This window comes from Streptomyces sp. DSM 120436 (assembly GCF_055778765.1).
In genome coordinates this window covers 1,213,755-1,235,319 of record NZ_JBSKBS010000001.1, presented here as the reverse complement: position 1 = coordinate 1,235,319, position 21,565 = coordinate 1,213,755, and the positions used below count along the sequence as shown (strand labels likewise).

Here is a 21,565-nt window from a genome sequence, read left to right as displayed (position 1 = left end):
CGATCCGTGCCGGTCAGCGACCGAGCCGGTCCAGCACCGCGCGGGGCCGGTTGGTGATGATGGCGTCCACGCCGAGGCTCACGCACAGGTCGACGTCCTCCGGCTCGTCGACCGTCCAGACGTGCACCTGGCGGCCGGCCCGCTTCAGACGCTCGACGGACGTGGGGTGGCTGCGCAGGACGCGGATCGAGGGGCCCGCGATGTCCACGCCGTCGGGCAGCCGGCCGTCACGCAGCCGCGGTGTGACGAACTGCATGAGGTAGACCGTCGGCAGCGTCGGGGCGGCGGCCCGCACGCGGTGCAGGGAGCGTGCGGAGAAGCTCATCACGCGCACCGGTGAGTCCTCGCGGGTGGCGGGCGAGTCCAGCCCGAACCGCTTGAGCAGGAGCATCAGCCGCTCCTCGACCTGGCCCGCCCAGCGTGTGGGGTGCTTGGTCTCGATCGCCAGTTCCACCCGGCGTCCGGCGTCGGCGACGAGCTCCAGCAGCCGCTCCAGGGTGAGCACGGAGGTGGCCTCGCGGTCCTCCGGGCGGTGCTCCCAGTCGGGCTCCTCGACGCGGGGCCCGCCGGCCGCGTCCCGGGTCTTCCAGGAGCCGAAGTCGAGGGCGGCGAGGTCGGACAGCTCGAGCGCGGAGACGGCACCGCGCCCGTTCGACGTACGGTTGACGCGACGGTCGTGTACGCAGACCAGGTGTCCGTCGGCGGTGAGGCGTACGTCACATTCGAGTGCGTCCGCGCCGTCCTCGATCGCCTTGCGGTACGCGGCCAGGGTGTGCTCGGGGGCGTCCTCGGAGGCCCCGCGGTGCGCGACGACTCGGGTCAGGTGCTGCCGTGCGTGGGTCACCGCGTCATGGTGCCACCGCTCGCCGGTGGATGTGCGGGCGGTGTGGCGTGATCGGCACGGCCGTCCGGTCGGAGCCATCGAGTGGCGCACCTTACATGAGTAATGCCCTATATAAAGAATGGCCCCGGAACCACAGGAACGGCTTACGGTGCCCTGACGGCGTGTGGGAAAAGCTGACGTCATACAAAGAGACGTGCACAGCTCCATCTGCATCGCGCCGGACGCCAGGCGCGCGTGACATGCGGGCCCGAGTGCGACCGAGACCAGAGAAGCCGTGGATCGAGGAGAGAAGCTGTGAGCACCGAGAACGAGGGCACCGCGGTACCCCCGGCCCCGTCGGCTCCGCCGCCCCCGGCGGATGCTCCCGCTGCTTCCGCACCCCAGGGCGCACACCCGGGGTCGGCTCCGGCGGCCGGTAGTCCCTACGGCCCGCCCGCCCCCCAGGCGCGCCAGGACGCGGGCGCCGGCGAGTCGTCCTCCGCCCCCGACCCCTCCTGGCCGCCGCCCCCGCCGCCGTCCACCCCGGCGTACGGCGACGACGGTGGTGTCGGACACGGCGCCGCGGGTCAGGGCGGTGGTGTCGCGGGTCAGGGCGGTGGCGGCTGGGGCGCCGGCTGGGGCTCCACGTACCAGCAGCCCGCGCCGAAGAACGGCCGCGGGCGCGGCGGCCTGGTCGCCGCGGTGCTGGTGGCCGCGCTGGCCGCGGGCGGCCTGGGCGGCGGCCTCGGCTACACGCTGGCCCGGGAGAACGACGGCGGCGGTTCGACGACCGTCTCGTCGACCACCAGCGGCGGCAACGTCAAGCGGGACCCGGGCACGGTCGCCGCGGTCGCTGCGACGGCGCTGCCCAGCACGGTCACGATCGAGGCCGCGAGCAGCAGCGGCGAGGGCGGCACGGGCACGGGTTTCGTCTTCGACAAGCAGGGCCACATCGTCACCAACAACCACGTGGTGGCGGACGCCGTCGACGGCGGCAACCTCTCGGCGACCTTCCCCGACGGCAAGAAGTACGAGGCCGAGGTCGTCGGCAACGCGCAGGGGTACGACGTCGCCGTCATCAAGCTGAAGAAGGCGCCGTCGGACCTCAAGCCGCTCACCCTGGGCAACTCCGACGACGTGGCGGTCGGCGACTCGACCATCGCCATCGGCGCGCCGTTCGGCCTGTCGAACACGGTGACCACGGGCATCATCAGCGCGAAGAACCGCCCGGTGGCCTCCAGCGACGGCAGTGGCAGCAAGGCCTCCTACATGAGCGCCCTGCAGACCGACGCGTCCATCAACCCGGGCAACTCCGGCGGCCCGCTGCTGGACGCGCAGGGCAACGTGATCGGCATCAACTCCGCGATCCAGTCGACCAGCAACGGCGGCTTCGGCACGGGCCAGGCCGGCTCGATCGGCCTCGGCTTCGCCATCCCGATCAACCAGGCCAAGTACGTCGCCCAGGAACTGATCAAGACCGGCAAGCCGGTGTACGCCAAGATCGGCGCGTCGGTCTCCCTGGAGGACACCACCAACGGCGCGAAGATCACCGAGCAGGGCGTGGGCGGCACCGAGCCCGTCGACCCGGGCGGCCCCGCCGACAAGGCCGGCCTGAAGCCCGGCGACGTCATCACCAAGCTCGACGACCGGGTCATCGACTCCGGCCCCACCCTGATCGGCGAGATCTGGACCCACAAGCCCGGCGACGAGGTCACGATCACCTACGAACGCGGCGGCAGGGAGCACACCACGGAACTCACCCTGGGTTCCCGCGTGGGCGACAGCTGACCCCACCCGTCACCCCCGAACCCGTTACCCTTGTCCCCGCGCCGCCGATCACCGGCCGGCGCGGGGAGGCGTGCCCGAGCGGCCGAAGGGAACGGTCTTGAAAACCGTCGTGGCAGCGATGTCACCGTGGGTTCAAATCCCACCGCCTCCGCGCGAGGAGCAGTGAGAACGGCCCCTGACCCGGGTTGACGGTCGGGGGCCGTTCGCTTGCCCGGACTCCGGGACTTTCCGCCGTTCCCCGCGGTTCCCCGCTCAATCGGGCACGAGTGGGGCACGGGACCTGAGATGCGGCCTCGTCCTTGTCGAGTCCGTCACGGGGGCGGGTCGACGCCGCTCGGCCTGAACCACGCTGGTGAGGGCGGTGCACAGAGGTGCGCCGTCAATCGGCTCGGTTCGCCCCTGGTGGCGTCAGGGACTGATGTCGGCCAGGGGGACACAGTCCTGACGGGCGTCCGGCTCAGAGACGATCATTCGGGTGCGCGCCACCGGTCCCCGTGCCGCGACGGGTTCCCGTGTCGTGTGTTTTACGCCGACGGGGGATGAGACCGAGCAGACCCAGAAGGCCGGCGAGACCCCAGAGGCCCCACCCTCCATTGTCATCGTCCTTGTTGTCGTCATCCTGCGCTTGACTCTGGGCGGCCTGCACGGTGGCTGCCTGGGCCGCCACCGGTGTCTGCGCTTCTGCGGTGGCCGCAGCGGGTCCCGCGAGGAGAGCGGCGGTCAGGAGAGCACCGACAGTCGTGCGACGCATAGTTCCTCCTTGGGTGACCCCTAAGACGGGCCTTGGTCCCATAGCGCATGACTCCGGAGGGGCGCGCAACCCGGGCAGGCGCCACAGCCCCTGCTGAAGTGCGGTGGAGCCCTTCTGCCGGGCCTTGCGCCAGGAGGGGCCATACGGCCGAATGGGTGACCTGGTGGAGCGCCCTCGCCCACCGCTCGCCCCGTCCGCCGCCGACCCGCACACCGCGGATCCCGAAGGAGGGAACCAGCGGACCGTGGGCTCACCTCGGCTGAGGCTGACGTTCGGTCCGTTGACGTCAGGTGTGGATGTCAGGCTGGCCGAGGCACGATGTTCACCGCCCGGTAGTCGTACCCGTCCTGCTTGAAGCCAGGGGCTTCCCACTGGAGGTCTACTTGCTGTCCCGGCGACAGCGATCGGTAGCCCTCCATCTGGATATGGGAGAAGTGGCCCCAACACCCGCCGGGTGTCTCCGGGCAGTCGAGCACGCCCCACCCTTCCTCGTCGTGCCACTCGCGGACGGTCGCAGCCACCATGGGGGGACCTTACGGCCCCGTCTGCGCCGGCGTACCGGGGATCTCAGCTTGGGAAGCTGCGATCATTCGCGGCTGGTTCAGCTGCCGGCCTGGGGAACGCCCCGGGCGTGGCGGCGTCGGCATCGGTCATGACGCCGCCCGCACCATGCGGAGCTGGCCGATCTCCGCCACGTTCTTCATCAGTTCCGCGTTCACCCACGCGAGCATGTGCGCCTTCGTGTGGGCCGGGTCGCCGGGCCAGGGGAAGGGAGCCGCGGCGTCCAGGTCGGTGTCCGTGAGGGTGTCGAGACAGGCGAGCCACTCCGTGCGCAGGGAGCGGAGCCAGGCGACCGTGGGCTCGCCCTCGCCGGGCCACACGATGTCGGTCCGCTCGCGCGGGCGGACCCCGCGGGCGTGGTCCAGCGTCACGCTCCACCACCAGCCGATGTGCCAGCTCACCCACGCGACGGTGGGCACCGGAACGGGGTCCGGCTCCGTGTCCGCCCAGTCGGGGACCCAGGTGCCCTCGGGGGACCGGCGTACCGTCCGGCAGAGCGGGGCGGGCTCCCAGAGGAAGTCCTCCGGTTCCAGGCGTTCCAGGTGGTACTCGAACAGGGACCAGATCAGGTCGAACTGCCGGCGGATCAGATCGATCCGGCCGGCGGCGCTGGGGGCGGTCGTGGTCACAGTTCCTCATCGGTGGCGAGTCGCTCCCAGTCCATGTCCAGCAGAGCCGTCTCCGCGTCGCAGCCCGAGGGGACGCGCGGTGTCGGCTGGAACCAGACCACGGTGAGGCGGGAGCGGTACAGGGCGCGGTCATGGCCGGGGTCGAGGGCCTCGGAGCGGAAGCTGCCGACGCAGGTCACGGCGGGCAGCACCTCCACCGGGCCGAAGCCGCCCGCGTACTGGTCGGGATACTCGCGCGGCGGCGGGATCAGGTGCACCGGGGCGCCCGGGTGCACGCGTTCGGCGGACCGGAGCAGCCTGGCGATCACGAGGTCGTTCAGCGGCCTGCACGGGTATCCCTCGAGCACGTTCCCGTACGTCGCCGACAGGCGCAGCTCGGCCAGGTCGACCGGGCGGCCCGAGGCGAGGACGACGCGGGAGAGTGCCATGGTCGGCACTTTAAGGCGCTGGTGCATGCGGGTCTTTCGATTTTCGGGCGCGTGCGCGGGTGCGGGCGGGAGCGGGATGCGGGCGGACGGCGCCGCGGCTTCAGCGGCCGGTCATGCGGGCGGCCGACGCGATCGTCGCGCGGGCCTCGCGTTCGGACAGGCCCGTGGCGCGGGCCGCGTCGACGAGGGGCTGCACCAGCTCGGGGGCGAGGCCGCCCTCGTAGGCGCGGCAGGCCGCCCAGAACAGACGGGTGTTGCGCTGGCCCTCGTGCGCCCCGAGCACGAACTGCACCAGGCCTCGGCCGTGTCCGCCGACGGCGGACGGCGGTGTGGGGTGGTGTGCGCGGGGCGGCGGCAGAAGCAGGCGCAGCAGGGCCGGCGGGCAGGGCGCGGGCGCCAGGTGCGCGGTGCCGGGCGCGGCCCGGTACGTGCCGCGTTCCGTACGGGAGCCGGGGCCGACGAGATAGCCGCCGGCGCCCCGGATGTCGATGCCGGGGGCGAGGCGGCCGGCGGAGTTGGGGACGACGACGTCGGGCGGGCCGCTCAGCCAGAGGTGGCGGCCGCCGCTCGGAGTGAGGACGACCACCGTGGGCGGGACGGTGAAGCCGTGCCGGGAGGCGAGGGTTCGGAGGGCGGCGCCGGGGTCGGTGCCGTTCTTCGTGTCCAGGTCGACGCCGATGAGGTGGTACGGGGGCAGACCGCAGGCGATGCCGTAGCCGGCCGCGCGGGGCGCGGCGGCGAACAGGGCGCGGATCCGCGCCGGGTCGGTGGTGGCGTCGTACACGCCGTGGCCGAAGCGGCCGCACTCGCCGTGGCAGGGCGGGTGGGCCGGGTCGTCGCGGTGGGGGGAGCGCAGGGCCGGGAGCTTGGAGCGGGACAGCGGGATGACGGCCAGTCCGCGTTCGGCGGCTGACAGGGCGTGTGCGAGGGCCAGCGTCGTGGCCTGCCGGTCGGTGGTGGCCATGCTCCTATGTTCGTACAGGTGTTCGAAGAAGGGAAGGGGGGAGGGGTGGCGCGCCCAGGGTGCGGGGGTGGATCGGCGTGGCGCTGAAACGCTTCCTCTCGTGGGGGGCCGGGGTCGGCGCCGCTCAGTGGCGAGGGGGGTGCACATCAGGGTCGAGTCGGGGTTTATCGGCGGGTTGTCACGCTTGCGTGCGAATCACGGTTTCCGGGGTGGTTCAGCGGGGTCCGCTGGGCAATCCTGATCTTGCGACGTCGTGCACAGCGCCAGGGCGGGGGCCTACTTCCCTGGTGGAAGCCGTAGTTCACGCATGGACGGCCTTCGATCCGGTGCGTCCTTGGTTCTGGAGGGAACACAACATGGCAAGCATCCGTACCGCCCGCGTCATCGCCGCCGTCTCCGCGCTCCCGCTCGCGGCCGCCCTCTTCGCGGGAGTCGCGACGGCGGACAACGGCGTCGGCGCCCTCGGTACCGGAGTCGGCGGCGACAACTTCGGCACCTCCGCCACCACGCAGCAGCAGGCCACCGGATCCGGGGCCGAGAACGAGAGCAATACCGCCCAGGTCAACGGCTCCGCGTTCACGAGCGTCAACCAGGGCGAGGACAACGTGGCCATCAGCTTCTCCCCCTTCTGGTGGCCGGCGCTCTGACGGAGGAGGAGGGGAGGGGACAAGGGGGGAGAAGGGGGCGGAGAGAGGGGAAAGCAGGGGGCAGGAAGAGGGGGAAGAAGGGGGCGGGAGAGCAGGGGGGGGAGGACGTCCGTGCGGCGGCGCTGCGGCGCCGCCGCGCCGGGCGCCGGTCCTCGGGGGCGACCCGCAGGGTCCCTCATCCGCTCGTCCACCTACAGGAGGTGCGGCGGGCCCCACCCCTACAACCTGAGGGGGATCCGGCTTCGGGACCTGCGGCCGATCCGCCGGGCGGGCCCCGCTCATAGCGTGGGAGACATGACCACACCCGTCTGCACCAGCGCTTCGAACGCCGCCGCCCCGGCGAGGCAGACCCTCCCGTACGCGTCGTTCTCGTCGTACATGAGGGCCCGCCAGCCGGTGCTCCTGCGGACCGCCCGGTCGCTGACCGGAAACCCCAGCGACGCGGAGGACCTGCTGCAGACCGCGCTCGCCAAGACGTACGTCGCCTGGGAGCGGATAGAGGACCACCGGGCGCTGGACGGCTACGTCCGCCGGGCGCTGGTGAACACGCGCACCTCGCAGTGGCGCAAGCGCAAGGTCGACGAGTTCGCCTGCGACGAGCTGCCCGAGCCGGACCCGGTGCCGGGCCGCGACGACCCCGCCGAGCAGCAGGCCCTGCGCGACGCGATGTGGCGGGCGGTCATGCGGCTGCCGGCCCGTCAGCGGGCGATGGTCGTACTGCGGTACTACGAGGATCTCAGCGAGGCCCAGACGGCGGAGGTGCTCGGCGTCTCGGTCGGGACGGTGAAGTCCGCCGTGTCACGGGCGCTCGGCAAGCTCCGGGAGGACGTCGAGCTGGGACTTGTGAGGAATTGAGGAGGAATGAGCGGAATCTGACGGGGGGCGTCGTCCGCCGGAGCGTGATCGATCATCCGCTCCCCTAGTGACATACCGCGCGGTATGTGCGCAGAATCAGCGCAACCCGTACCGACGCCAGGCAATGTCGCCCAGGAGGACGCCGTGCTGAGCACCATGCAGGACGTACCGCTGCTGATCTCGAGGATCCTGACCCACGGGTCGACGATCCACGGCACTTCGCAGGTGATCACCTGGACCGGCGAGGGAGCACAGCGTCGTTCCTACGCGGAGATCGGCGCCCGGGCGGCCCAGCTGGCGCACGCCCTGCGCGAGGACCTCGGGGTCACCGGCGACGAGCGGGTCGCCACCCTGATGTGGAACAACGCCGAGCACGTCGAGGCGTACTTCGCGATCCCCTCCATGGGCGCCGTGCTCCACACTCTCAACCTCCGTCTGCCGGCCGAGCAGCTCGCGTGGATCGTCAACCACGCCGCCGACCGCGTGGTCATCGTCAACGGCTCGCTGATCCCGCTGATCGCCCCGTTGCTGCCGCACCTCAAGACCGTCGAGCACGTCGTCGTCTCCGGCCCCGGCGACCGCACCCCCCTGGCCGACACCCACGTCCGGGTGCACGAGTACGAGGAACTGCTCGCCGGGCAGCCCGTCGCCTACGACTGGCCGGAGCTGGACGAGCGGGCCGCCGCCGCCATGTGCTACACCTCCGGCACCACCGGCGACCCCAAGGGCGTGGTCTACAGCCACCGTTCGATCTACCTGCACTCGATGCAGGTGAACATGACCCAGTCGATGGGCCTGACCGACCAGGACACCTCCCTGGTCGTCGTCCCGCAGTTCCACGTGAACGCCTGGGGCCTGCCGCACGCCACGTTCATGACCGGCGTCAACATGCTGATGCCGGACCGCTTCCTCCAGCCCGTCCCGCTCGCCGAGATGATCGAGGGCGAGAAGCCGACCCACGCCGCCGCCGTCCCCACCATCTGGCAGGGGCTGCTCGCCGAGCTCACCGCCCGCCCCCGCGACGTCTCCTCCCTCACCCAGGTCACCATCGGCGGCTCCGCCTGCCCGCCCTCGCTGATGGAGGCGTTCGACAAGCTGGGCATGCGGGTCTGCCACGCCTGGGGCATGACGGAGACCTCCCCGCTCGGCACGATCGCCCGCCCGCCGGCCCACGCCGTGGGCACCGACGAGGAGTTCGCCTACCGGCTGACCCAGGGCCGCTTCCCGGCCGGCGTCGAGGCCCGCCTCACCGGCCCCGGCGGCGAACGCCTCCCCTGGGACGGCGAGTCCGCGGGCGAGCTGGAGGTGCGCGGCCCGTGGATCGCGGGCGCCTACTACAACGGCCCCGACGCCGAACTGCTGCGCCCAGCCGACAAGTTCAGCGAGGACGGCTGGCTCAAGACCGGCGACGTCGGCACCATCAGCCCGGACGGTTTCCTCACCCTGACCGACCGCGCCAAGGACGTCATCAAGTCCGGCGGCGAGTGGATCTCCTCGGTGGAGCTGGAGAACGCGCTCATGGCGCACCCGGACGTCGCCGAGGCCGCCGTGGTCGCCGTCCCCGACGACAAGTGGGGCGAGCGCCCGCTGGCCACGGTCGTCCTCAAGGAGGGCGCCACCGCCGACTTCACCACCCTGCGCGACTTCCTCCAGGAGGAGGGGAAGATCGCCAAGTGGCAGCTGCCGGAGCGCTGGACGGTGATCGAGTCGGTGCCGAAGACCAGCGTCGGCAAGTTCGACAAGAAGGTGCTGCGTCGGCGGTACGCCGAGGGCACGCTGGACGTCACGCAGATCTGACCGAGGTCCGGACCCGGTCACGCGCCGGGCGGTGAGCACGACACCCGCGCCCACCGCCCGGCGCGCCGCCGTTCGCCCTCACGGCCCGCGCGTCGCTGCTTCCGCTCACGGCCCGCGCGCGGGCGGTCAGTTGGTGCCGATCCGCGACAGCAGGTCGACGATCCGCTCCTGCACCTCGACGCTGGTGGACCGCTCCGCGAGGAACAGCACCGTCTCGCCGGAGGCCAGCCGGGGCAGGTCCGCCGCGTCGACGGCGGCCGTGTAGACGACCAGCGGGGTGCGGGTGAGCTGTCCGTTCGCCCGCAGCCAGTCGATGATCCCGGCCTGCCCGGCCTGGCGGTGCACCCGCATCAGGTCCATCACCACCAGGTTCGGCCGGAACTGCCCCGCCAGCACCACCGCGTCGGCGTCGCTCGCGGCCCGCGCGACCTGCATCCCGCGCCGTTCCAGCGTGCCGGTCAGGGCCAGCGCGATCTCCGCGTGCTCCTCGATCAGCAGGACCCGCGGCGGGTGCTGCTCGCTGTCGCGCGGCGCGAGCGCCTTCAGCAGCACCGCCGGGTCGGCACCGTACGCGGCGTCGCGGGAGGCCTGCCCGAGTCCGGCCGTGACCAGCACCGGCACCTCGGCCGCGCCCGCCGCCTGACGCAGCGACTGCAGGGCGGTGCGCGTGATCGGCCCGGTCAGCGGGTCGACGAACAGCGCCGCCGGGAAGGCCGCGATCTGCGCGTCGACCTCCTCACGGGAGTGCACGATCACCGGGCGGTAACCGCGGTCGCTCAACGCCTGCTGCGTCGACACGTCCGGCGCGGGCCACACCAGCAGCCGACGCGGGTTGTCCAGCGGCTCCGGCGGCAGTTCGTCGTCCATCGGCTGCGGACGCGGCGGGTCCGCCACCTCCACGGCCCCGCCCGGGCCGTCCAGCGGCTCGGGACCCTCGGCGGCGTCCGCGTCCGGCGCCCCTATCGCGTAGGAACGGCCGACGGCCTCGGCGGCCGGCGCGATCCGGGACTGCCCGGACGGCGTCGGCGTGGGCTGCGCCGGAGGCTGGGCGAGGGCGGCGGCCGGGGCGCGGTCCTGCTGCGGTGCGGGCGTCTGGCCGACGGGCGGCGCGGGTTCGGCCGGAGGGTGTGGGCGGGCGCCCTGGGGGGCGCCGGGCGCCTGCGCGGCGGCGGGTGGCTGACCGCTCGCGGCGGCCTGGTCGTTGCGGGTGCCGAGCTTGCGGCGGCGACCGGAGCCGCCCGGCTGGTGCGGGGGCGGCGTGGCCGACGCCGGCGGCTGCTGCACCTGGGCGGACTGCCGGTTGAACGGCACGCCCTGCCCCAGCGTCCGCACGCTGATGGCACGCCCCTGCGTCGAGTTCGGGTCCACCGGCGCGGCGGCCTCGGCGGGCAGCGGCTGGGCGGCCCGCCGGTCCGGCGCGGGCGCGCCCTCGGGCGGCAGCGGGGTGCCGCCCGACGGCGTGGGCTGCGGCGCGTTCGGTACGGGCACGCCGGCGCCGGAGGTGTCACCCGCGGCGGGCCACTGCTGCGGGGCCGGAGACCCGGCGGGCGGGGTGGCCGCGTTCGGCGCGGCCTGCGCGGGCGGCGCCTCGGCGGGCAGCGGCTGGGCCGGCGGGAGCGGGGCCGAGGCGGGCGCGCCCTGCGGGGGCACCGCCCCCCACTGCTCGGAAGCGCCGGGCGCCTGCGCGGCCTCGGACGGCGGAACGACCGCACGGCGACGGCGGCCCGTGGGCGCGCTGGTGGGGTGCGGCTGCGGCGGGGTGTGGTCCTCGGACTGGTCCAACGGCACGGCGTCATGCCGGCCGACGTCGGCCGCGGCACCCTGCGGCGCGGGAGCCGGGGCGGGCCGCGCGGGAGCCTGCGGTGCCGGAACACCGGGCTGGGGCGCCTGAACAGCGGCGCCGGCCGGTCGTGGGGCCCGCGGGGCCGGCGGTACGGGCTGCGGGGCCTGCGGGACAGGGGCCTGCGGGGTCTGCGCGTCGGACCCGACGGGCTGCGGGTCGGGTCCGGCGGCCTGAGGCGCGGACGCCGCGGCCTGCTGGTTCGGCGGGTTCGGCGGGTTCGGCGGGATCGGCTGCGGAACCTGCGGATTCGGGCCGACCGGCTGAAGGCTCGGCGCGGCGGGCTGGGGCGCGGGTCCTGCGCCCTGTGCGTGCGGAGGTACGGGCTGCGCGTTCGGGCCGACCGGCTGGAGGTTCGGCCCAGCGGCTTGCGGCGCGGGCGCTGCGGCCTGCGGAGGAACGGCCTGCGGAGCGGACGGCGCTGCCTGCCCGTTCGGAGGCACGGCCTGCCCGGCGGCCGGAGCCGTCCCCTGCGGAGCGGCCGGTGCCACGGCCTGCCCGTCGGCCGGAGGCACGACCTGCGCGGCTGCCGAAGCCACGTCCTGCGCGGCGGCCGGAGCGACAGGCTGCGCACCCGGAGCGACCGGCTGCGGAGCGTGCCCGCTCGGTACGGCACCCGGCGCCGCATGCCCAGCCGTCTGAGCACCCGGAACTTCCTGGCCGCCCGGTACCTGACCCGGCGCCACGGGTGACTGCGGAGCCTGCCTCGGAACCGGAACCCCCGCCGGAGGTACCTGTCCCACGACCGCGGCCTGACCGGCCTGTCCCACGACCTCGGCCTGCCCTGCCTGACCAGGCTGCTCGTCCTGGTCCGCCCCCGCCGGCGGCAGCGCGAACACCGTACGGGGCGCCGCCTCCTGCGCCGCCGCGCGCTCGTTCGCGGCGGCCAGCGCACGCCGGCGCCGTCCGGTCGGCTGCGGCTGGTCAGGGCCCGCGCCCTGCGCCGGAACGTGCACGGCGACCTCGCCCTGCGCCGCGCCGGACGCGCCGTTCGTCTCGGAGGCCATGGGCAGCGCGGGCGCGAGCGCCTGCTGCTCACCGGCCGCGCGCCGGGCCCGACGCCCGGACGGCGCGGGCACACCCTGCGGCGGAACGGTCCCGCCCAGCCCCGTGTTGGAGGCCGCGGCGCCCGCCGCGTGCTCGGCGGCGGTGACGACGGAGCCCTCGGACACCCCCGCACCGGCGAGCTCCACCTCGGCGCCGGTCGCACCCGCCGCGTCCTCGGCCGGTCGGCCCCGCCGCCGCCCCGTTCCGCCGGACACGGCCGCGCCCTCACCGGACACCTGCGCCGGCAACTGCGCCTGCGCGGGCTCCCCGGGAGAAGCCGCACGCCGCCTCCGCCGCCCGGTGGGCTGCGGTGCCTCCGTGGCGGGAGCGGCGGGAGTCTCACCGTCGCCGCTGCCGCCGCCCGGCACGTCACTCTCCAGGAAGGCGTCGACGGACGAGCGCCGCGCCCGGCGCCGTCCACCGCTCGGCGCGGGCTCGGCGTGAGCGGCGGCCCCCTCGGCCTGCGCACCCTCGGCCTGCGCCTCCCCGGCCTGCGCACCCTCGGCCTGCGCCTCCCCGGCCTGCGCCACCGCGTCCTGCGGCGCGGTGAAGGCCGCCACGGCCCCCGCCCCGCCCCCGATCGGCACCTCGAGGACGAACGCGCTGCCGCTCATCCCCGGCACCTCGTGCGTCTGGAGCACTCCGCCGTGCGCCCGGACGATCCCGCGCACGATCGGCTCGTGCACCGGGTCGCCGCCGCCGTACGGGCCGCGGACCTCGATGCGGACGACCTCGCCGCGCTGGGCCGCCGCGACGACGACCGTGTTGTCCAGGTAACCGCCCGCCGACAGGGGCGTGTTGCCGGTCGCGTCGACGCCCGCGACGTCGGCGACCAGGTGGGCGAGGGCGGTCGCGAGCAGCCGCGGGTCCACCTCGGCCTCGAGGGGCGGCGCGTGCACCGCGAACTGCACGCGGCCCGGGCCGATCAGCTCCACGGCCCCGTCGACACCGGCCGCGACGACCGCGTCGAGCATCACCTTCGTGCGGGCTATCCGCTCGGCGCCGGCGTCGAGCCGCTGGTAGCCGAGGACGTTGTCGATCAGGGTGGTGATGCGGGAGTAGCCGGCGGACAGGTGGTGGAGCACCTGGTTGGCCTCGGGCCACAGCTGCCCCGCGTCGTCGGCGGCCAGCGCGGACAGTTCGCGGCGCAGTTCGTCGAGCGGGCCGCGCAGGGAGCGGCCGAGGAGGGTGAGGAGCTGTTCGTGCCGGGCGGCGAGGGCCTCGTAGCGGTCCTTCTCGCGTTCGCCGAGGGCGGCGTACCGCTCCTCGTGGGCGGCGAGTTCCTCCGCGTGCTCCTCGCGGAGCTCCTCCATCTCGGTGACGTGGCTCTGGCGCAGGGCGGTCAGCTCGGAGCCGTGCTCCTCGGCGAGCCGTTCCAGCTCCTCCGCGTGCTTCCGCTCGGCGGCCTCCTTCTCCTTGACCAGCGCGTCGTAGGGGCGGCGGTCGAGGAACGTCATGACCGCGCCGACGAGCTGGTCGCCGTCGCGCACCGGGGCGGTGGTCAGGTCGACCGGCAGCTTGTCGCCGTTCTTGGCGTAGAGGACCTGGCCGCGCACGCGGTGCTTGCGGCCGGAGCGCAGGGTGTCGGCGAGCGGGGACTCGGAGTAGGGGAAGGGGGAACCGTCGGCGCGCGAGTGCAGCACGAGGGTGTGCAGCTCGCGGCCGCCGAGCTCGCCGGCCCGGTAGCCGAGGATCTGGGCGGCGGCCGGGTTGACCAGGACGATCCGCCCGTCGGTGTCGGTGCCGACGACGCCCTCGGAGGCGGCCCGCAGGATCATCTCCGTCTGCCGCTGCGACCGGGCGAGCTCGGCCTCGGTGTCGACGGTGCCGGAGAGGTCCCGGACGACGAGCATCAGCAGCTCGTCGTCGGTGTAGCCGTAACTGTCGTAGGTCTGCTGGTTGTTCTCCAGGTTCGCGCTGGTGACCTCGACGGGGAACTCGGTCCCGTCGGTCCGCCGGGCGATCATCCGGGTCGGCTTGGTGCGTCCGCGGGGGTCGATGTGGTCGGGCCGCCGCATGGAGCCGGGGATGAGCTTGCTGTCGAACTGCGGCAGCAGGTCCAGCAGCCCGCGCCCCACCAGGGCGGTGCCCGGCGCCTCGAAGGCCTCGAGGGCGATGGTGTTGGCGTTGACGACGGTCCCGTTGGCGTTGACCAGCACCAGGGCGTCGGGAAGCGCGTCCAGTATGGCTGCGAGGCGAGCAGCGCCTCGGGATGGCCTGCTGCTCACGAGACGCTTCCTCCCTGTTACCGCGACGTGCCGACCGCTCGGGCCATCTTGCCAACCGGCCCGCAACGTGTCACGGGAGGGAGTCTAAGGGCTGGGGGTGCGCCGGAGGTGCCGGATGGGACGCACATCGCACCGCGAGGTGACGGTGATGTGACGTCCGGTACGTCCGGAACCGCGCCTGCCTGGGCCGACGCACCGCGAAGCTTCGCGGGACCTTCACGCCCCCCGCGCCCCCGCCGCCCGGCCCACCTCGGGCAGCAGCGGCACGAGCCGGTCCCAGCGCGCGATCGCGCACCCGTTCGTACGGTCGTACGTCGCGTCGACGCGGCGGCCGGACCAGGTGCCGGTGACCCGGGCGGTGGCGGGACCGCCGTACTGCAGGGTGCACACGGCGTCCCGCGGCGCCGGCGCGAAGGCGTCCCGCCCCCACCGGGTCTGCCGCTGGACGGCCGCGCAGGCCCCGTCGGGGTCGGGGTGCGTCCCGCCGCTCGGCCGGCACCGCACCTCGTACGTCCCGTCCGTCCCGCCGCCCGCGTCCCGCACGGTGACGGTGAGCCGGTCCCCGTCCGGCACCGGCTCCCCTGCCCGTGCCGGGGAGGGGAGCGCGGCGAGCGAGGCGAGGACCGCGACGAGGGCGGCGCCCCCGGCGAGGAACCGCCGCCGCGGGGACGGGGGAGCGGTGGAGGGCGATGCGGAGGAGGAAGGGAAGGGGAGCAGAGCGGTCATGCCGTGATCAACGCGCCGGAGCGCGGGACGTTGCGCCACGACGGCGTGCCGGTCGTAAGGGCTTTGCCCTGCGGGCTCCCCGCCTAGTACCGTGGGGGGCGATTGGTGACACCCCACGCGGTTGTGTCATCATCGGCAGGCACCATCCGCTCGCGCTCGCGCGCAACGGGTTGTGCAGGGAGGCGTCGCCTAGTCCGGTCTATGGCGCCGCACTGCTAATGCGGTTTGGGCCTTAAAGCCCATCGAGGGTTCAAATCCCTCCGCCTCCGCCCCGCACACGAAGCCCCGGCCCCAGCGGCCGGGGCTTCGTCGTTCCCGCGCCGTACCGACCCCCGGATGTCCGTGTTTTCGCAGGTCACAAGGGGTAGGGCAATCGGATTTCACATGGCGGCGGCAGTCATGTAATGTTCTTCCTGTCGCCGCGAGCGGGCCGAAAGGGCCGGGAGCGGCGAGACAAATGAAGAGACAAGCACTCGTAGCTTAACGGATAGAGCATCTGACTACGGATCAGAAGGTTGCAGGTTCGAATCCTGCCGAGTGCACACAGACCAGGGGCCCCGGAGAGATCCGGGGCCTCTGGCGTTTCAGCGTTTCAGCGGTGTGCGGCGGCGGAGCTCTCCTCGGCCGCGTCCTCGTCCGGAAGGCGGGTGACGGCCAGGGCCGCCGCGTCGTCGTCGAGTTCGTCGGTGTGCCGGAACAGGGCGGCCAGCATGGCGTCCAGCACGGCTCCGGGGTCCGGGGGCAGGGAGCAGGTGAGTGGGGGGACGGGATCGAAGAAGGTGCCGTCGCGGTCGCGGGCCTCGATGATGCCGTCGGTGAACAGCACCACCGTGGCGCCGGGAGGCAGGTCGTACCGGTCCACCGGGACGACGGGGCCGGCCAGGTCGCCCAGCCCCAGCGGCAGTGAGGGGTCCCTCGGCTCCAGCGCCTTCACCTCGCCCCCGTGGACCAACAGCGGCGCCGGGTGCCCCCGGTTCGCCACGCGGAGCGCGGACCGGCCGGGGAGGATCTCGACGAAGACGGCGGTGACGAAGTCCTCGAAGGGGGCGTCCCGCTCCCGGGCCTTGGCGTCCTGCACCTGCGCCTCCGCGGCCCGGACGACCGCGGGCAGGTCCGGCAGGTGCGGGGCCGCCGCGTGGAAGGCGCCCAGGAGGGTGTTGACCAGCGTGAACGCCTGCGTGCCCTTGCCGCGGACGTCACCGATCACCATGCGCAGCCCGTGGGACGTCTCGTGGGCCGCGTACAGGTCGCCGCCGATCAGGGCCTCCTCCTGGGCGGCCTGGTACCGGGTGGCCACGGCCAGCCCGCGGACCCGCTCCGGCACGGCGGGCAGCATGGCGCGCTGGACGGCCTCCGCCACCTGACGTGACGTGCGCAGCTGCTCCCGTTCGCGGGCGAACATCCGGTTGAGGAACGCCGCGACGACGGTCAGGGTGATGAGGGTCGTGAAGCCGATGACGTTCGCCCTGGTGTCCACCTCCTGGTTCTCGCGGAAGGACAGGAGCCAGCCGGCCAGGCAGGCCGCCGCGCCGCTGGCGACCGTCCGGGGCAGGGAGAACATCGGCGCCGCGATCACCGAGACGGTCGCCAGGAGCGGGAAGGTGTTGAACGGCGGCCAGACGAGGTCGGCGAGGACCGCGACGATCAGCACGGCGGCCGGCAGGCGGCGGGCCCAGGCGAGACGCCTCGAGTCCCTCCCGCGCTGGTATCGCTGCATCCCCACGGCCCCCGGTCGTTCCGTACCGTTGTGCGCCCCAGTCTTCGGCATGTCCTCCCGCGCAGCCACCGGACGGGTCCGTTCGCGGCCCGCCCGGCACGGTGTCGCTCAGGCCGTGGACGGCGGGACGTTCTGGTTGGCGCGGAAGAGGTTGTCGGGGTCGTAGGTGCGTTTGACGGCGCTGAGGCGCGCGTAGTTGTCGCGGTAGGTGGAGCGGACGCGGTCCGGGCCCTCGGCCTCGCCGAGGAAGTTGAGGTAGGAGCCGCCCATGGAGTGCGGGTGGAGCTGCGACCAGTAGTCGACGCACCACTGGCGGATCAGGCCGGCGTCGGCCGGGTCGGGGTCGATGCCCGCGATGACGCCGGACCACGTCGCGTCCCGGTAGGCCCAGGCCGTCTCGCCCGGGGCGACGTCGTGGGCCGCTCCGTCCACGGGATACAGGTGCATGGTCGACAGGGCGGTCGGCAGCTCCCGCCCGAACCGCTCGTGCACCGCGACCGCCTCGTCGGGGACCGCGTCGAAGAAGTCCCCGCGCCAGTACCACTGGAGCCCCTTGGGGACCAGCGCGTCGAACATCGTCTGGAGGGCCGGGTACGGCATCGGCGTGGCGAAGTGGAAGGCCGGCGGGGCCGGGTCCTCCACCACGGACAGCACCTCGTCCAGGCGTCCGCCCTCCAGGCCGCCGGTGTAGCACCAGACCACGGCGCACGCCTTCCGCCCGTGGAGCGGCTCGGGGAAGGGCGGGGCGGGCGGGACGGACATGACGGCGAAGAAGCCGTTGAGGTCCTCGGGCGCCGCGGGCAGGAACTCCCGGTACCAGCGCAGCACGTCCGTGGTCCGCTCGACCGGCCACACGGTGACCGCCACGCCGACCGTGTGCACCGGGTGCAGCCGGAAGGTGAACGACGTGACCACGCCGAAGTTGCCGCCGCCGCCCCGCAGCGCCCACAGCAGGTCCGGGTGTTCCTTCTCGGTGGCGGTGACGACGCTGCCGTCGGCCAGGACCACGTCCGCCGCGACCAGGCTGTCGATGGTCAGACCGTACGTGCGGGTCAGGTGGCCGTGGCCGCCGCCCAGCGTGAGGCCGCCCACGCCGGTGGTGGAGTTGATGCCGGACGGCACGCCGAGCCCGAAGGCGTGCGTCTCGTGGTCCAGGTCGCCGAGCAGGCTGCCCCCGCCCACCTGGGCCGTCCTGTTGACCGGGTCGACCCGGACCCAGCGCATCAGGGACAGGTCGAGGGTGAGACCGCCGTCGACCAGGCACAGGCCGGGGCCGCTGTGTCCGCCGCCGCGCACGGCCAGGTCGGCGCCCGTCTGCCGGGCGAAGGCGATCGTGGTGCGCACGTCCGCCGTGCCCGTGCAGCGGGCGACGGCGGCGGGACGGCGGTCGATCATCGCGTTGTAGACGGAGCGGGTCTCGTCGTACCCGGCGTCCTGCGGCGTCACGAGGGGACCTCGCAGGGCCTCGCGCAGATTGTCCAGTGCGGTTGCGTCCATGCCGCTCATGAGCGGGCACCCCTTGGAGCAGTGCGGAACCGGAGGCGGGCCGCGGGCGGACGAACCGACGCCCGAGCGGCGGCTCGGCGGCCGGTGTTCGTCCGGGTCCTGGGGAGAGCGAGCCCGGGGTGACCCGGGGAACACTCTGCTCCCTTCAGTGTGACGCCGGTCACATGGGTGCGCGACGCGGGCGCGGGGTCACGTCGGCGGGCCCGGATGTCCGTGCCGGCGCAGGGAGTCGCGCAGGTGGCTGGTCAGTGCGGTGGCCGCCGCCGTGAGGAAGACGAAGTTGTAGAGGATCTGCAGGATCGCGACCAGACGCGCGGCCTGCCCGCGCGGGGCGATGTCCCCGTACCCGACGGTGGCGAGGGTGACCAGCGTGAAGTAGAGGGCGTCCAGGCGCGTGGCGATGCCGTCCAGCTCGCCGGGGCGCTGGGCGAGCCCTTGGTAGGCGGTGGCGAAGACCAGCACGGACAGGCACATCAGCGGCGGGATGACCAGCCCCGGACGGACGCCCGGGACGGCCAGCAGCACCCGGGCGGCCTGGACCAGCAGCAGGACGGCGATCAGTGCGAGGGCCGCCCCGAACAGCACCCAGCTCAGCACCGGGCGGCGCGGGCCGAGCCGGTCCAGCGGCAGCAGGAAGTACGCGGTGACCATCGCGGTCACCCCGGCCGCCTGCGCCGCCCACGGCCAGACGCCGGACCGGCCCGCGGACGCGCGTTCTACGCCGGGGACTCGCGGCGGGGTGCGCACAGGGCCCAGATGATGAAGCCGTCGATGACGATGAGAGTGATCGACCACACCGGCTGGTAGGGCAGCCACACGAAGTGGGCGATCATGCTCAGCCCGGCCAGGGCCACGCCCACGGCCCGGGCCCACGCGGCCCCCCTGAGCAACGCCAGGCCGGCGGCGGCCACCAGGGCGCCGAGGATCAGGTGCACCCAGCCCCAGCCGGTCAGGCTGAACTCGTAGGTGAAGTTCCGGGTGGCGACGAAGACGTCGTCCTGGGCGATGGCGGCGATGCCCTCGAAGATCGCCATGATGCCGCCGAACAGCATCAGGACCGCCGCGGCGACCGTCCAGCCGGCCGCCCAGGTGTTCCGGGCCTCCCGGCTCGCCCCGTGATGGCTCGTACCGCTGACATTGCTGACCATGTTCTCGGCCTTCCGGAGGGTCCCCGAGCGGTTCGATCTCCTTCAGAGTGGCACCGCGGGCGATACCCGGCACCTCGGCGGACGGGCCCCGGTCAGCTCTCGCGGCGGCGCTCCTCGCGGAAGGTCTCCGCGAGTGCGGTCGCGCGCGTGAACCAGTCGTTCAGCACGGCCAGCTCCTCGGGGGAGTAGTCCGCGAAGAGCTCGGCGAGGCGCGCGTAGTACGGCTCGTACAGGCGGCGCGCCAGGGCCACCGCGTCGGGCCGCGCGGCCACGCGGACACGGCGCCGGTCGGCGGGGTCGGGGCGGCGGGTGATGAAGCCGGCGCGCTCCAGGCGGTTGAGGACGCCGGTCATCGCGCCGGTGGTGACGTGGACGCGCTCCGCCAGCTCGCCTGCGGTGAGGAGGTCGTCCCCCGCCTCGATGACGAAGCCGAAGCAGGTCACGTCGGTGACGTTCAGGCCCATGACCTGGGCCATCTCCTGCTGGCCGATCAGGTGCGACGCGATCAGTCGGTCCATCGCCCACATCGCCTCCTGCTGCGTGGCGGGCGGGCGCGGATTGGCGTGCATGACGGGGCTTCCCCATTTCCCTTAGCTCGTGAGAGATTTCTGTTGTAAATTCCTTAGGACGTGAGACATCGGTGGGAGACGTCTCGACGTCCGTCAGGAACGCCGACGCCGCGAAGGGGCAGACATGAGCGCGCACCCATATGACCACGGGCACACCGTCGCCGGATGGACCGGCTGCGGGATCGCCGTCGCCGGGGCGGCCGTCCTGGGCGTGGGCGTCTGCGCCGTCTCCGGGCCGCTGCTCCTCGCCGGCGCCGGGGTCGAGGTGGTCGCCCTCCTCGTCACCTGGGCCCTGCATCTCGCCGGGTGGGGCAAAGCGTCGGGACCGCGGCCGCGGGAGGAGTGGAGCTGGCGGGTGCGCGACAGCGGCGCCCGCGCGGGGCACGCGGAGTGCGTGGGGTGCCGGCTGGCCGGACGGAGGGGCGGGCCGGTCGGTGAACCCGCGCCGGCCGCGGCGCCGACGGTTCCGGCCGCCCCGGCCGCCCGCGTCGAGGCGGCGGACCCGGTGGGCGCCGGGAGCTGAGCCGGCTGCCGCGCCCCGTACGACGCGGTCCCGTCGTCCGCGGCCCTGTTGATGCTCCGGTCGCTGTCAGTGCTCCCCTCTACGCTCGGCCGGGATGGCACAGGCATGGCGGTGCGCGGGGCTGAGCTGGACGGCGGACGGTCCCGTGCTGATCTGGGACGGGGGCCGGCGCTCGGCGCTGACCTGGGGGAAGAGGGTGGCCTTCGAGGTCGCGGAAGGGGGAGCGCGGACCTGCGTGGGAGCGCGGGGGAACATGTGTCCGCTCACCGCGCGGGTGTCCGCGCGGAGCACCGGGCCGCGCTGCGAGGAGTGCGCCCGGCTGGACCGCGCGCACTCGGTGGCCGCCGACACGCTCGCGGACGACCCCCGGCCGTACCGGGTGTACCTGGCGTGGTTCGGGCCCGGGATGACCAAGGTCGGGATCACCGCCGAGCGGCGCGGCCCGGCCCGGTTGCTGGAGCAGGGGGCGGTCTGCTTCAGCTGGCTGGGCACCGGGCCGCTGATGGCGGCGCGGCGCACCGAGGAACTGCTGCGGGCCGCGCTGCGGGTCCCGGACCGCATCCCCTACGCCGCCAAGCGGGCGGCGCGGGCGGCGCTCCCGGCGACCGGGGAGGAACGGGCCGCCGAGACCGCCGAGCTGCACGCGCGGGCGCTCGCCCTCGGTGAGTGGCCGGAGTCCCTCGTCCCCGCTCCCTTCCGTCCGGTCGACCATGTGGAGGCGTTCGCCCTGGCGGCCGCGCCGCCGCCGGTGGGCGAGGTCGGCGAGCTGGCCGCCGGGGGAGCGGTGAGCGGGGAGCTGGTGGCGGCCGCCGGGCCCGATCTGCACCTGGCGACCGACCGGGGCGTCCTCGTGCTGGACACCCGTCTGCTGCCCGGCTGGGAGCTGCTGCCGGCCACGGGACGCCGGGTCGATGTGCCGGTGAGGGCGCTGAAGGAGCGGGCGACCGCGCAGGACGGGCTCTTCTGAGCCGTGAAGGAAGGGGGAGGGCTGGACCGCTCCCGCCCGCGCGGGCGATCG

Annotated in this window: 19 protein-coding genes and 3 tRNA genes; 9 read left to right on the top strand and 13 right to left on the bottom strand. The window is 73.9% G+C overall.

Translation table 11 applies throughout. The features are described from left to right. Positions 1-13: 13 nt before the first annotated feature. Positions 14-844: a glycerophosphodiester phosphodiesterase gene (locus ACWH4W_RS05665; RefSeq protein ID WP_473074707.1), complete on the bottom strand. Its 831-nt coding sequence runs from the start codon at positions 842-844 to the stop codon at positions 14-16. 294 nt (positions 845-1,138) lie between these two features. Here ACWH4W_RS05665 and ACWH4W_RS05660 point away from each other — a divergent pair, with 294 nt between their 5' ends. Both ACWH4W_RS05660 and ACWH4W_RS05655 read left to right on the top strand, forming a co-directional pair. Beyond that, a complete protein-coding gene (locus ACWH4W_RS05660) occupies positions 1,139-2,611 on the top strand; it encodes a S1C family serine protease (protein ID WP_473074706.1) in 1,473 nt (490 codons plus the stop codon). Positions 2,612-2,675: 64 nt separating this feature from the next. Continuing rightward, positions 2,676-2,762, top strand: a tRNA-Ser gene (locus ACWH4W_RS05655). Positions 2,763-3,068: 306 nt separating this feature from the next. On the opposite strand, the gene ACWH4W_RS05650 is transcribed toward ACWH4W_RS05655, so the two are convergent. The 5 genes from ACWH4W_RS05650 to ACWH4W_RS05630 all read right to left on the bottom strand — a co-directional run bounded on the left by ACWH4W_RS05650 (position 3,069) and on the right by ACWH4W_RS05630 (position 5,944). Next, entirely contained in the window at positions 3,069-3,362 is a 294-nt protein-coding gene (locus ACWH4W_RS05650; protein ID WP_473074705.1) for a WGxxGxxG family protein, read from the bottom strand. Positions 3,363-3,661: 299 nt separating this feature from the next. Beyond that, complete coding sequence (locus ACWH4W_RS05645; RefSeq protein WP_473074704.1) at positions 3,662-3,886, bottom strand: S1 domain-containing protein; 225 nt, start codon at positions 3,884-3,886, stop codon at positions 3,662-3,664. A 126-nt stretch (positions 3,887-4,012) separates the two neighbouring features. Further along, a complete protein-coding gene (locus tag ACWH4W_RS05640; RefSeq protein WP_473074703.1) occupies positions 4,013-4,552 on the bottom strand; it encodes a DinB family protein in 540 nt (179 codons plus the stop codon). Then, the gene (locus ACWH4W_RS05635) at positions 4,549-4,980 is read right to left on the bottom strand and encodes a hypothetical protein (RefSeq protein ID WP_473074702.1); all 432 of its coding nucleotides are present in this window, start codon (positions 4,978-4,980) and stop codon (positions 4,549-4,551) included. Before ACWH4W_RS05635 ends, ACWH4W_RS05640 begins: the two co-directional genes overlap by 4 nt. A gap of 100 nt (positions 4,981-5,080) precedes the next feature. Continuing rightward, a complete protein-coding gene (locus ACWH4W_RS05630) occupies positions 5,081-5,944 on the bottom strand; it encodes a bifunctional DNA primase/polymerase (protein ID WP_473074701.1) in 864 nt (287 codons plus the stop codon). A gap of 356 nt (positions 5,945-6,300) precedes the next feature. On the opposite strand from ACWH4W_RS05630, the gene ACWH4W_RS05625 reads away from it, so the two are divergent. The 3 genes from ACWH4W_RS05625 (at position 6,301) to ACWH4W_RS05615 (ending at position 9,243) form a co-directional block, all read left to right on the top strand. Continuing rightward, complete coding sequence (locus ACWH4W_RS05625) at positions 6,301-6,591, top strand: hypothetical protein (protein WP_290002081.1); 291 nt, start codon at positions 6,301-6,303, stop codon at positions 6,589-6,591. A 294-nt stretch (positions 6,592-6,885) separates the two neighbouring features. Further along, positions 6,886-7,446 carry a SigE family RNA polymerase sigma factor gene (locus ACWH4W_RS05620; protein WP_473074700.1) on the top strand — a complete coding sequence of 187 codons (561 nt, stop codon included), beginning with the start codon at positions 6,886-6,888 and terminating at the stop codon, positions 7,444-7,446. 144 nt (positions 7,447-7,590) lie between these two features. Beyond that, entirely contained in the window at positions 7,591-9,243 is a 1,653-nt protein-coding gene (locus tag ACWH4W_RS05615) for a long-chain fatty acid--CoA ligase (protein ID WP_473074699.1), read from the top strand. A gap of 126 nt (positions 9,244-9,369) precedes the next feature. Here the strand turns inward: ACWH4W_RS05615 and ACWH4W_RS05610 are convergent, their stop codons facing one another. Beyond that, a complete protein-coding gene (locus tag ACWH4W_RS05610) occupies positions 9,370-14,358 on the bottom strand; it encodes a response regulator (protein WP_473074698.1) in 4,989 nt (1,662 codons plus the stop codon). Between the two features lie 216 nt (positions 14,359-14,574). Beyond that, positions 14,575-15,084, bottom strand: coding sequence for an SSI family serine proteinase inhibitor (locus ACWH4W_RS05605; protein ID WP_473074697.1), 510 nt, complete (start codon positions 15,082-15,084; stop codon positions 14,575-14,577). Between the two features lie 178 nt (positions 15,085-15,262). On the opposite strand from ACWH4W_RS05605, the gene ACWH4W_RS05600 reads away from it, so the two are divergent. Together ACWH4W_RS05600 and ACWH4W_RS05595 are read left to right on the top strand one after the other, a co-directional pair. Beyond that, positions 15,263-15,353 (top strand) — tRNA-Ser (locus ACWH4W_RS05600). Between the two features lie 200 nt (positions 15,354-15,553). Further along, a tRNA-Arg gene (locus tag ACWH4W_RS05595) sits at positions 15,554-15,626 on the top strand. 50 nt (positions 15,627-15,676) lie between these two features. Here the strand turns inward: ACWH4W_RS05595 and ACWH4W_RS05590 are convergent. The 5 genes from ACWH4W_RS05590 to ACWH4W_RS05570 all read right to left on the bottom strand — a co-directional run bounded on the left by ACWH4W_RS05590 (position 15,677) and on the right by ACWH4W_RS05570 (position 20,024). After that, complete coding sequence (locus tag ACWH4W_RS05590; RefSeq protein ID WP_473077427.1) at positions 15,677-16,801, bottom strand: PP2C family protein-serine/threonine phosphatase; 1,125 nt, start codon at positions 16,799-16,801, stop codon at positions 15,677-15,679. A gap of 108 nt (positions 16,802-16,909) precedes the next feature. Then, positions 16,910-18,298 carry an FAD-binding oxidoreductase gene (locus ACWH4W_RS05585; protein WP_473074696.1) on the bottom strand — a complete coding sequence of 463 codons (1,389 nt, stop codon included), beginning with the start codon at positions 18,296-18,298 and terminating at the stop codon, positions 16,910-16,912. A gap of 198 nt (positions 18,299-18,496) precedes the next feature. Continuing rightward, entirely contained in the window at positions 18,497-18,958 is a 462-nt protein-coding gene (locus tag ACWH4W_RS05580; RefSeq protein WP_473077426.1) for a potassium channel family protein, read from the bottom strand. Positions 18,959-19,023: 65 nt separating this feature from the next. Continuing rightward, positions 19,024-19,455 carry a DUF7144 family membrane protein gene (locus ACWH4W_RS05575; protein WP_473074695.1) on the bottom strand — a complete coding sequence of 144 codons (432 nt, stop codon included), beginning with the start codon at positions 19,453-19,455 and terminating at the stop codon, positions 19,024-19,026. A gap of 92 nt (positions 19,456-19,547) precedes the next feature. Beyond that, positions 19,548-20,024: a MarR family transcriptional regulator gene (locus ACWH4W_RS05570; protein ID WP_473074694.1), complete on the bottom strand. Its 477-nt coding sequence runs from the start codon at positions 20,022-20,024 to the stop codon at positions 19,548-19,550. Between the two features lie 124 nt (positions 20,025-20,148). On the opposite strand from ACWH4W_RS05570, the gene ACWH4W_RS05565 reads away from it, so the two are divergent. Continuing rightward, complete coding sequence (locus ACWH4W_RS05565) at positions 20,149-20,547, top strand: HGxxPAAW family protein (RefSeq protein ID WP_473074693.1); 399 nt, start codon at positions 20,149-20,151, stop codon at positions 20,545-20,547. A 94-nt stretch (positions 20,548-20,641) separates the two neighbouring features. Then, a complete protein-coding gene (locus ACWH4W_RS05560; RefSeq protein WP_473074692.1) occupies positions 20,642-21,514 on the top strand; it encodes a DUF2797 domain-containing protein in 873 nt (290 codons plus the stop codon). The last annotated feature ends 51 nt before the right edge of the window (positions 21,515-21,565 follow it).

What these genes read in the sequence shown, in the direction of transcription:
- ACWH4W_RS05570 (WP_473074694.1), bottom strand. Translation starts at nt 20,024, where the DNA reads ATGCACGCCAATCCGCGCCCGCCCGCCACGCAGCAGGAGGCGATGTGG.
- ACWH4W_RS05645 (WP_473074704.1), bottom strand. Translation starts at nt 3,886, where the DNA reads ATGGTGGCTGCGACCGTCCGCGAGTGGCACGACGAGGAAGGGTGGGGC.
- ACWH4W_RS05650 (WP_473074705.1), bottom strand. Translation starts at nt 3,362, where the DNA reads ATGCGTCGCACGACTGTCGGTGCTCTCCTGACCGCCGCTCTCCTCGCG.
- ACWH4W_RS05560 (WP_473074692.1), top strand. Translation starts at nt 20,642, where the DNA reads ATGGCACAGGCATGGCGGTGCGCGGGGCTGAGCTGGACGGCGGACGGT.
- ACWH4W_RS05575 (WP_473074695.1), bottom strand. Translation starts at nt 19,455, where the DNA reads ATGGTCAGCAATGTCAGCGGTACGAGCCATCACGGGGCGAGCCGGGAG.
- ACWH4W_RS05625 (WP_290002081.1), top strand. Translation starts at nt 6,301, where the DNA reads ATGGCAAGCATCCGTACCGCCCGCGTCATCGCCGCCGTCTCCGCGCTC.
- ACWH4W_RS05585 (WP_473074696.1), bottom strand. Translation starts at nt 18,298, where the DNA reads ATGGACGCAACCGCACTGGACAATCTGCGCGAGGCCCTGCGAGGTCCC.
- ACWH4W_RS05590 (WP_473077427.1), bottom strand. Translation starts at nt 16,801, where the DNA reads ATGCAGCGATACCAGCGCGGGAGGGACTCGAGGCGTCTCGCCTGGGCC.
- ACWH4W_RS05580 (WP_473077426.1), bottom strand. Translation starts at nt 18,958, where the DNA reads ATGGTCACCGCGTACTTCCTGCTGCCGCTGGACCGGCTCGGCCCGCGC.
- ACWH4W_RS05630 (WP_473074701.1), bottom strand. Translation starts at nt 5,944, where the DNA reads ATGGCCACCACCGACCGGCAGGCCACGACGCTGGCCCTCGCACACGCC.
- ACWH4W_RS05620 (WP_473074700.1), top strand. Translation starts at nt 6,886, where the DNA reads ATGACCACACCCGTCTGCACCAGCGCTTCGAACGCCGCCGCCCCGGCG.
- ACWH4W_RS05605 (WP_473074697.1), bottom strand. Translation starts at nt 15,084, where the DNA reads ATGACCGCTCTGCTCCCCTTCCCTTCCTCCTCCGCATCGCCCTCCACC.
- ACWH4W_RS05565 (WP_473074693.1), top strand. Translation starts at nt 20,149, where the DNA reads ATGAGCGCGCACCCATATGACCACGGGCACACCGTCGCCGGATGGACC.
- ACWH4W_RS05635 (WP_473074702.1), bottom strand. Translation starts at nt 4,980, where the DNA reads ATGGCACTCTCCCGCGTCGTCCTCGCCTCGGGCCGCCCGGTCGACCTG.